This window comes from Cupriavidus sp. HMR-1 (assembly GCF_000319775.1).
Lineage (GTDB): Bacteria > Pseudomonadota > Gammaproteobacteria > Burkholderiales > Burkholderiaceae > Cupriavidus > Cupriavidus metallidurans.
This window is the reverse complement of the sequence record NZ_ANKP01000271.1, coordinates 1-8,351: the sequence shown is the minus strand read 5'-3', so window position 1 is coordinate 8,351 and position 8,351 is coordinate 1. Positions and strand designations below refer to the sequence as shown.

The 8,351-nt window shown below is 63.0% G+C and carries 7 protein-coding genes; 3 read left to right on the top strand and 4 right to left on the bottom strand.

Annotated elements, in window-relative coordinates; genetic code table 11:
- Window positions 1-176 precede the first annotated feature (176 nt).
- Together D769_RS29405 and D769_RS29400 are read right to left on the bottom strand one after the other, a co-directional pair.
- Complete coding sequence (locus D769_RS29405; protein ID WP_008652225.1) at window positions 177-716, bottom strand: DUF4124 domain-containing protein; 540 nt, start codon at window positions 714-716, stop codon at window positions 177-179.
- A gap of 94 nt (window positions 717-810) precedes the next feature.
- Window positions 811-1,770 (bottom strand): DMT family transporter, encoded by a 960-nt coding sequence (locus D769_RS29400; protein WP_008652224.1) that lies wholly within the window; start codon window positions 1,768-1,770, stop codon window positions 811-813.
- 125 nt (window positions 1,771-1,895) lie between these two features.
- On the opposite strand from D769_RS29400, the gene guaB reads away from it, so the two are divergent.
- The 3 genes from guaB (at window position 1,896) to guaA (ending at window position 5,682) form a co-directional block, all read left to right on the top strand.
- On the top strand, window positions 1,896-3,359 hold the full coding sequence (gene guaB, locus D769_RS29395; protein ID WP_008652223.1) for an IMP dehydrogenase: 1,464 nt from the start codon (window positions 1,896-1,898) through the stop codon (window positions 3,357-3,359).
- Between the two features lie 87 nt (window positions 3,360-3,446).
- On the top strand, window positions 3,447-4,088 hold the full coding sequence (locus D769_RS29390; RefSeq protein ID WP_008652222.1) for a hypothetical protein: 642 nt from the start codon (window positions 3,447-3,449) through the stop codon (window positions 4,086-4,088).
- Window positions 4,063-5,682 (top strand): glutamine-hydrolyzing GMP synthase, encoded by a 1,620-nt coding sequence (guaA, locus tag D769_RS29385; RefSeq protein ID WP_008652220.1) that lies wholly within the window; start codon window positions 4,063-4,065, stop codon window positions 5,680-5,682. Before D769_RS29390 ends, guaA begins: the two co-directional genes overlap by 26 nt.
- A gap of 114 nt (window positions 5,683-5,796) precedes the next feature.
- On the opposite strand, the gene D769_RS29380 is transcribed toward guaA, so the two are convergent.
- Complete coding sequence (locus tag D769_RS29380) at window positions 5,797-7,338, bottom strand: NAD(P)/FAD-dependent oxidoreductase (RefSeq protein WP_008652219.1); 1,542 nt, start codon at window positions 7,336-7,338, stop codon at window positions 5,797-5,799.
- A 62-nt stretch (window positions 7,339-7,400) separates the two neighbouring features.
- Window positions 7,401-8,234: an alpha/beta fold hydrolase gene (locus D769_RS29375; RefSeq protein WP_008652218.1), complete on the bottom strand. Its 834-nt coding sequence runs from the start codon at window positions 8,232-8,234 to the stop codon at window positions 7,401-7,403.
- Between the last annotated feature and the right edge of the window lie 117 nt (window positions 8,235-8,351).

The window sequence follows — 8,351 nt, the reverse complement described above, 5'->3', positions numbered from 1 at the left end:
AAAATGATTCTGGCGTCGTTGCGCGGCCTTGCCGTACCACTTGTACTGTCTGCGGCCGCGCGCCTAGCCAGAACCGCTTCGCTTCATTTTGATAGCGCCTCTAAGTGGCTTGTTAAGTGGCGGATGAGTGGCGGATGAGCGGCAGATGAGTGGCGTGCGGGTCGCTTTGCGCCCTGTCAGCTATTGCACTGCTGCAGCGCGTCGTTGGTGCGCGCAATCTCCGCGGCACGCTCGTCGTCGTTTAGACGCACCGGCACGCCATCGGGACCCGCCTTCGCGGCGCGCATCCCTTGATTCAGCCCCGCCGCGTAGTTGCGCAATTCCTGGCAATTCTGTTGCCTGGCCAGTTGCTCTCGCTCCTTGGTGGCGGCTTCGAGATCCGCCTTCAAGCGCGCGTCACGTCGCTCCTGGAACTCGGTGTCCGCGTCCTTCGGCTTGGCGCCGCCTGCCTTGACGCTGGTGGGTTGCATACGCGGAGCGTCGGCCTTTGCCGGTGCGTCGCCTTTGGGCGGGGCATCGGCTTCCACTGCGTGATACATGCCCGGCGCGCGGCCCGGCGCCATGATGATGGCGCGGTCCGGCACGGACGGCGGTGGCGGCGTGTCGCTGTAGACCGTGCGACCGTTGGTGTCCTTCCATTGCCATTGGGAGAATGCGGTGCCGGGGACGGCAAGGCTTGCAGCAATCAGCAGGTACAGCACGGACGATCGGTTCATGGCGAAGGCGTCAACAGGTCGAGCGGGTTGCAGATGGGCATCAGACGCCAGTAGGGTTGACAGTGATGTGACCCGTGCGTCATGGCTCGTTAGTCTACTGAGACTTGTCGGTCGCGTGCAAGCGCACGGACCACGCCACGCCTGCCATCAACAGCATGATCGCGGCCATCTCGAGGGGCCGCGGCCAGCGATGATCGAATACAAACCCGTATGCCAGCGCGAAGAGCGTCTCGAAAACGATCATCTGACCGGACAGCGTCAGTGGCAAACGACGGCTTGAAATGTTCCAGAGGTTGTTGCCAATTAGCGACGCTCCGAGCGCCACGGCCGCATTGACCATCCAGAACAACTGCCAGTCGCGGCCGCTGTCGGGGGCGGTCAGGGTGTCGCCAAACATCGCCCAGCCGATTGCGGCGAGAACCGCCGATACCAGCCCGGTCGACAAGCCGTAGAGCGCGGACCATTCGTTGCCGCTGTAGTGCGGGTTGCGCTGAAGGTAGCGAGCATTGTCGACGGCATAAAGCGTCCAGCAGACCAGAGCGCCGGCCGCGCAGATCACACCGGCGATTTTCTGCCAGACGGGGCGCGCCGCTGCGCCGATTGTGGCGCCGTGCGCGCTGCCGCCCCCGGCGAAAAGATCAATGTTGATGCAGGCGATCCCGGCTGCCACCACGAGCAGTGGCAGCACCAGCCGGCGCAGTTGCACGGCGCCATGGTCGCGCCGGCCCATCAGCGTGACCGAAATCGGCAGGATGCCGATGATCAGCGAGGTCGGTCCGACGCCCGCCAACTGCACGCCGAAGGCCAGCAGCACGTAATAGAGCAGGTTGCCGGTGAATGCCTGGCGCAGCAGGGCGACGCAGTCGGCGCGGGTCAGTTTGCGGGCGATGCGGCCCATCAGGGGCAGCGCCGCGACGCAGGCCACCAGACCGTAGGCGAGGTACCGGCCGATCGCGAGTTCCCAGGGGGAGAACACCGGCAGCAGCTTGGGCGCGATGAACACCATGCCCCAGAATGCTCCCGCCAACAGTCCGCACAACACCCCGATTCCCATGGTCTTCCCGCTTGGCCCCGAAGGGGCGTCTAAAAAGGAGGCCGAGATTAGCAAACGCCATGCGATAACGCATCAGCAAATCCTGCATTCCTGTATAATCTGCTTTTGCGCCTAGAGGATTCGCTATGCGTCTTGTCCAGAAAGCACTCACATTCGATGATGTGCTGCTCGTCCCGGCCTATTCGGCCGTCCTGCCCCGGGATGTTTCCCTCCGCACCCGCCTGACCCGTTCCATCGATTTGAACATTCCGCTGGTTTCCGCCGCCATGGATACCGTGACGGAAGCTCGCCTTGCCATTTCCATGGCACAGGCCGGTGGTATCGGCATCGTCCACAAGAACCTGAAGCCAGCCGACCAGGCGCGCGAAGTGCAGCGTGTGAAGCGCTACGAATCGGGCGTGCTGCGTGATCCGATCACCATTTCTCCGGAAATGAAGGTGCGCGATGTGATCGCCTTGTCGCAGCAGCATGGCATTTCGGGCTTCCCGGTGCTGGAAGGCAAGACCGTAGTCGGCATCATCACCAACCGCGACTTGCGCTTCGAGGAAGAACTCGACGCCCCGGTGCGCGCGAAGATGACGCCGCGAGAAAAGCTCGTAACCGTCGCCGAAGGCGCTCCGCTGGAAGAAGCCAAGCGCCTGATGAACCGCCATCGTCTGGAGCGTGTGCTCGTAATCAACGGCGCGTTCGAACTGCGCGGCCTGATTACCGTGAAGGATATCCAGAAGGCCGTGGAAAACCCGCTGGCCAATAAGGATGCACACGGCCAACTGCGCGTAGGCGCGGCAGTGGGCGTGGGTCCGGACAACGACGAGCGTGTGGAGTTGCTGGTCAAGGCCGGTGTGGACGTGATCGTGGTCGATACCGCGCACGGCCATAGCCAGGGCGTGCTGGACCGCGTGCGCTGGGTCAAGCAGAACTTCCCGCAAGTGCAGGTCGTGGGTGGCAACATCGCCACTGGCGCGGCAGCGCTGGCACTCGTCGAACATGGCGCAGATGGCGTCAAGGTCGGTATCGGCCCGGGCTCGATCTGCACGACGCGTATCGTTGCTGGCGTAGGCGTGCCGCAGATCACCGCCGTGTCGAACGTGGCCGAAGCGCTCAAGGGCACGGACGTGCCGCTGATCGCCGATGGCGGCGTGCGCTATTCGGGTGACGTTGCCAAGGCACTGGCCGCTGGCGCCCACACCGTGATGATGGGTGGCATGTTCTCGGGTACCGAGGAAGCGCCGGGTGAAGTGTTCCTGTATCAGGGTCGTTCGTTCAAGAGCTACCGTGGCATGGGTTCGGTCGGCGCGATGAAGGACGGTGCCGCTGACCGCTACTTCCAGGAAGACAACACGGCCAACGTCGACAAGCTCGTGCCTGAAGGCATCGAAGGCCGCGTACCTTACAAGGGCTCGGTGCAGGCGATCATCCACCAGTTGACCGGTGGCATTCGCGCGTCGATGGGCTACTGTGGCGCAAGCTCGATCGCCCAATGGCACGAAACCGCCGAGTTCGTGCAGATCACCGCCGCGGGGATGCGCGAGTCGCATGTCCACGATGTGCAGATCACCAAGGAAGCGCCGAACTACCATATCGATTGATTTCGATCTGGTGCCTCCCACCACGGCCGCGCTGGTTTCGTCGATGCTGACGGGGCCGCGCGGCCGCGCTGCAAAAAAGGAGCGCTCATGAAGGTATTGCTGCGAGCCGTGCTGTTCTTCGACGCCTTGCTGGACTTGCTGCTTGGCATCCTGCTGCTGGCGTCACCGTTCACCACGCTGTATGCCGCGCTGCAATTGCCGCAGCCCCAGCCGGCCCTCTTCGGGCAATTGCTTGGCGTGGCGACGATCGGACTGTCCTGGCTGCTGTTCCAGGCCACCATCAACGGCCAGTTGACCGTCGCCGTGGCGCGGACCACGGGCTATGTGAATCTGGTCAGCGCGCTGCTGGTGACCGTATGGACGCTGTTTCTCGACATTCCCGTACAAGGCGTGGGCAAGGTCTGGTTGCTAACGCTGGCAGCCGTACTGATCTTTTTTGCCATCGTGCAGATCCCCGCGGCCAAGAAGGTGCGGCTGCGTGAGCGGCAACAGGCCGAACTGGCTACGGCCGAGCGCGAACCTGGCGCGGCCAATGGCGACTCCCCGAACAACGAACCCGGCGTGCCCCGCACGGCGCGCCCGAATGGATCCCCTGCATCTCCCGAATACCGGCGCGAGCCGGGTATCACGCCACCGCCTGGCTATGGTCCGGGCACCGAGGTGATGCCCGAACCCGATCCGGAAGCACTGCCAACTGCCAATCATGCACGACAAAATCCTCATTCTTGACTTCGGCTCGCAAGTCACACAGCTCATTGCCCGCCGCGTTCGCGAAGCGCACGTCTACTGCGAAATCCATCCGAACGACGTCACCGACGAGTTTGTGCGCGAGTTCGCGCCGAAGGGCGTCATCCTGTCCGGCAGCCACGCCAGCACCTACGAGGACCACCAGCTGCGCGCGCCGCAGGCCGTGTGGGACCTGGGCGTGCCGGTGCTCGGCATCTGCTACGGCATGCAGACGATGGCCGTGCAACTGGGCGGCAAGGTGGAGTGGAGCGATTCGCGCGAGTTTGGTTACGCGGAAGTGCGCGCCCATGGTCACACGAACCTGCTCAAGGGCATCGAGGACTTCGTCACGGACGAAGGCCACGGCATGCTGAAGGTCTGGATGAGCCACGGCGACAAGGTCACGGCACTGCCGGCCGGCTTCAAGCTGATGGCCTCCACGCCGAGCTGCCCGATCGCCGGCATGGCCGACGAGGCGCGCGGTTACTACGGCGTGCAGTTCCACCCGGAAGTCACGCATACGTCGAAGGGCCGCGAGATGATCGAGCGCTTCGTGCTGGAGATCTGCGCCACGAAGGCCGACTGGGTCATGCGTGACCACATCGCCGAAGCCGTCGAGAAGATCCGCGAACAGGTGGGCGATGAAGAGGTGATCCTCGGCCTGTCCGGTGGCGTCGATTCGTCGGTGGCCGCCGCGCTGATCCATCGCGCCATTGGCGACCAGCTCACCTGCGTGTTCGTCGATCACGGCCTGCTGCGCCTGGACGAAGGCAAGATGGTGATGGACATGTTCGCCGGCCGCCTGCACGCGAAGGTTGTCCATATCGATGCCTCCGAGCAGTTCCTGGGCCATCTGACCGGCGTGACCGACCCCGAGCAGAAGCGCAAGATCATTGGCCGCGAGTTCGTGGAAGTCTTCCAGGCCGAAGCGAAGAAGCTGAGCAACGCCAAGTGGCTGGCGCAGGGCACGATCTACCCGGACGTGGTGGAGTCGGGCGGTACCAAGACCAAGAAGGCGACGACGATCAAGAGCCACCACAACGTGGGTGGCCTGCCGGAAACGCTGGGCCTGAAGCTGCTGGAGCCGCTGCGCGACCTGTTCAAGGACGAAGTGCGCGAACTGGGCGTGGCATTGGGCCTGCCGCCCGAGATGGTCTACCGTCACCCGTTCCCGGGTCCGGGTCTGGGTGTGCGGATTCTCGGCGAGGTCAAGCGCGACTATGCCGACCTGCTGCGTCGCGCTGATGCAATCTTCATCGAGGAACTCCGCAAGACGATCGCCACGGAGCAGGACGCCGCTGCCGGTCTGTGCGAAGCGAATCAGGTGGGCAAGAGCTGGTACGACCTGACCAGCCAGGCATTTGCCGTGTTCCTGCCGGTGAAGTCCGTGGGCGTGATGGGCGATGGCCGTACGTACGACTATGTCGTAGCGCTGCGCGCGGTGCAGACCACCGACTTCATGACCGCCCACTGGGCGCACCTGCCGTACTCGCTGCTGGGCCGCTGCTCGAACCGCATCATCAACGAGGTTCGCGGCCTGAACCGGGTGGTGTACGACGTCTCGGGCAAGCCGCCGGCGACAATCGAGTGGGAGTGATTCGGCCTCTGGCACTGGCCAGAGCCGAGTCGCACCAGAGAACAAAAAAGCCCGCGTAATTGCGGGCTTTTTTGTGCCATTCATCCGGCACGGTGCAGTCGACCACGGCCTGGCTCAGGCATTGCCTGATGGGCGATTCGCGTCGTAACGAAATGCCCCATCCGTCAGATCAATCTCGGGGAACTCATCCTTTTCTCCCCAGTAGTCTTGCGTGTGTTGCCACTCGCGCGTGTTGCCGCTCCTGGGCATGAGATGAATGTCGCGCATGAGATAGCCGGGGTTGAAGTTGTCGGCGTCTATCCACTCGGATAGAGGCATGTCTTTCTCGTTTTCACGGAGTTGTGGGGTGACTTGCTTTGCTCCCGTGGCATCCATGTGCTTCAGCAGGCGGCAGACGAAGTCGGCGACCATGTCAACCCGTAGCGTCCAGCTGGCGCGGAAGTAGCCGAATACCCAGACCATGTTTGGCACGCCAGTGAACATCATGCCGCGATAGGTCACGGTTTTCGAGAAATCCAGCGGTTGGCCGTCGACGCTAAACGGAATGTCGCCCAGCACACTGAGCTGAAAGCCCGTAGCGGCCACAACGATGTCGGCGTCCAGCTTCTCGTTGGACTTGAGTACGACGCCGTCTTCGACGAACCGGTCGATCTCGTCAGTGACCACGCTGGCGTTGCCCTCGCGAATCTCCGCGAACATGTCGCCATCCGGAATGAACGCCACCCGCTGCTGCCAAGGCCGGTAGCGTGGCGAAAAATGCGGTTCGAGTTCGAAGTCCTCGCCAAGCTGCGCGCGAACCCCCGCAAGCAGTTCCTTGCGCACCTCCTCTGGTTCTTCACGTGAGCGGCGGGCGAAGATGGCGCCATCCATCAGGACTTTCTTCCGGATGATGGCGTGGATCCACATCGGGTCGATCTCGAGCCGGCGTAGCTCGTTTGCGAGATCGTTGGCGTTGCGGCCCGAGATGAAGTATGTGGGCGAGCGTTGCAGCATGGTGACCTTGGCACCCAGCCGGGCCAGTCCCGGCACAACGGTGGCAGCGGTAGCGCCCGAGCCGACGACAACCACACGCTTGCCCTGGACGTCCAGTTCCTCGGGCCAGGTCTGCGCGTGAATCAACGGGCCTTTGAAATTGTCCATGCCCGTCCACTCGGGCAGGTAGCCCTGATCGTGGCGATAGTATCCCTGGCACATCCACAGGAAATTGGTGGTGAATCGTACGTGCTCTCCCGATTCCAGCCGTGTGGCATCAAGGGTCCAAAGTCCTTCGGCGGAAGACCAGGAGGCCGCGTCGATGCGATGGCGATAGCGGATGTGCCGAGCGAGGTCGTTTTCTTCGATCACTTCGCCCATGTAGCTGAGGATCTCTTCCGCAGTCGCAATGGGTTTCCCCATCCATGGCTTGAAGCGGTAGCCGAAGGTGTAGAGGTCACTATCCGAACGCACGCCGGGATAGCGGTGGGTCTGCCAGGTGCCCCCGAAGCTGTCCTTGCTTTCGAGCACGACGAAACGCTTGCCGGGGCATTGTGTCCGCATGTGATAGGCCGAGCCCACACCCGAGATGCCCGCACCGACGATGATCACGTCGAAATGCTCTGTGTGCTCCGTGGCTGCGGGTCGGGCAGGCTGGCGCCCGGACAAGATGTTGGCATTCATGGGGTTGTCTCCTGAGATATCGTATGTGGCCCTGGCCACTCACGTGAAGAACGCCGATGACGTCATGCGGCACCGTGTCGTTCTTCGTGGCAATGTCCTGTCGGACTATCAAGATGACTTTCAACCAGATCGAGCAGGGCACCGGGCTGTTCCAGCGTGACGAGGTGGCCGCAGTCGATCTGCTCGTAACGCGCGCCTGCAATGCCTGCAGCCAGATCGCGGCAATGCGCGGGCGGCACCAGACGATCTTGCTGCATGCCGATCACCAGGGTCTGGGCTCTGATTTTGGGTAGCTCGGCGCGAATATCGATCGTGGCATCGAGCTCCGCCTGGCGATCGCCTCCGGCAGAAAGCAGGTTGGCGATGCGGTCCAGTGCGGTCTGGATTGCTTCAGTGGAGTTGGCTTGAAAGAAGGCATCCGATACGCCGTTGACCAGCAGCAGTCTCGCGAGCTGGTGCTTGTCGGTTCGTGACAACTCCGCCCAGAGGTCAAAAAGCACGCACATGCTTCTGCTGCTTTGCACCCAGCCACCTAGCAAGACCAGTCGGCGCACACGGTCGGGCATTGCAGCGGCCGCGACCGCGGCGACCACGGCACCCAGCGAATAGCCGACAAGATCCAGTGGCTTGCCGTCTCCAGCTAGGTCGGCGACGGCGCGGACTTGCTGGACCAGCGTGGTCAGGGCGATGGGGCCGCCCGGGTCTTCGGTCTGGCCTGCGCCGACCATGTCGAACGCAAGGCAGCGCCGTTTGGCTGCCAGCCTGGGCAGCAACTGCGCCCAACCCATTTCGGCGCTTGAGGACGTGCCGTGAATCAGAATTGTGGGTCTGCCCTGGCCCGCGTCCAGCACACTGGTTCTGGGAATGCCGGGCGCGTCCACATTCAGACGTTGCATAGGAGTCCTTGAGTGAGGTAGAGAAAGGGATAGACCAGACTGCGTCAGGTAGCTGGCAGCCAACGCTCGATCTGCTGGCCGTTAACGCCTACGCGGATGTCTACGGCGTATGGCGGG

What these genes read in the sequence shown, in the direction of transcription:
- D769_RS29405 (WP_008652225.1), bottom strand. Translation starts at nt 716, where the DNA reads ATGAACCGATCGTCCGTGCTGTACCTGCTGATTGCTGCAAGCCTTGCC.
- D769_RS29380 (WP_008652219.1), bottom strand. Translation starts at nt 7,338, where the DNA reads ATGAATGCCAACATCTTGTCCGGGCGCCAGCCTGCCCGACCCGCAGCC.
- D769_RS29375 (WP_008652218.1), bottom strand. Translation starts at nt 8,234, where the DNA reads ATGCAACGTCTGAATGTGGACGCGCCCGGCATTCCCAGAACCAGTGTG.
- D769_RS29400 (WP_008652224.1), bottom strand. Translation starts at nt 1,770, where the DNA reads ATGGGAATCGGGGTGTTGTGCGGACTGTTGGCGGGAGCATTCTGGGGC.
- guaB (WP_008652223.1), top strand. Translation starts at nt 1,896, where the DNA reads ATGCGTCTTGTCCAGAAAGCACTCACATTCGATGATGTGCTGCTCGTC.
- guaA (WP_008652220.1), top strand. Translation starts at nt 4,063, where the DNA reads ATGCACGACAAAATCCTCATTCTTGACTTCGGCTCGCAAGTCACACAG.
- D769_RS29390 (WP_008652222.1), top strand. Translation starts at nt 3,447, where the DNA reads ATGAAGGTATTGCTGCGAGCCGTGCTGTTCTTCGACGCCTTGCTGGAC.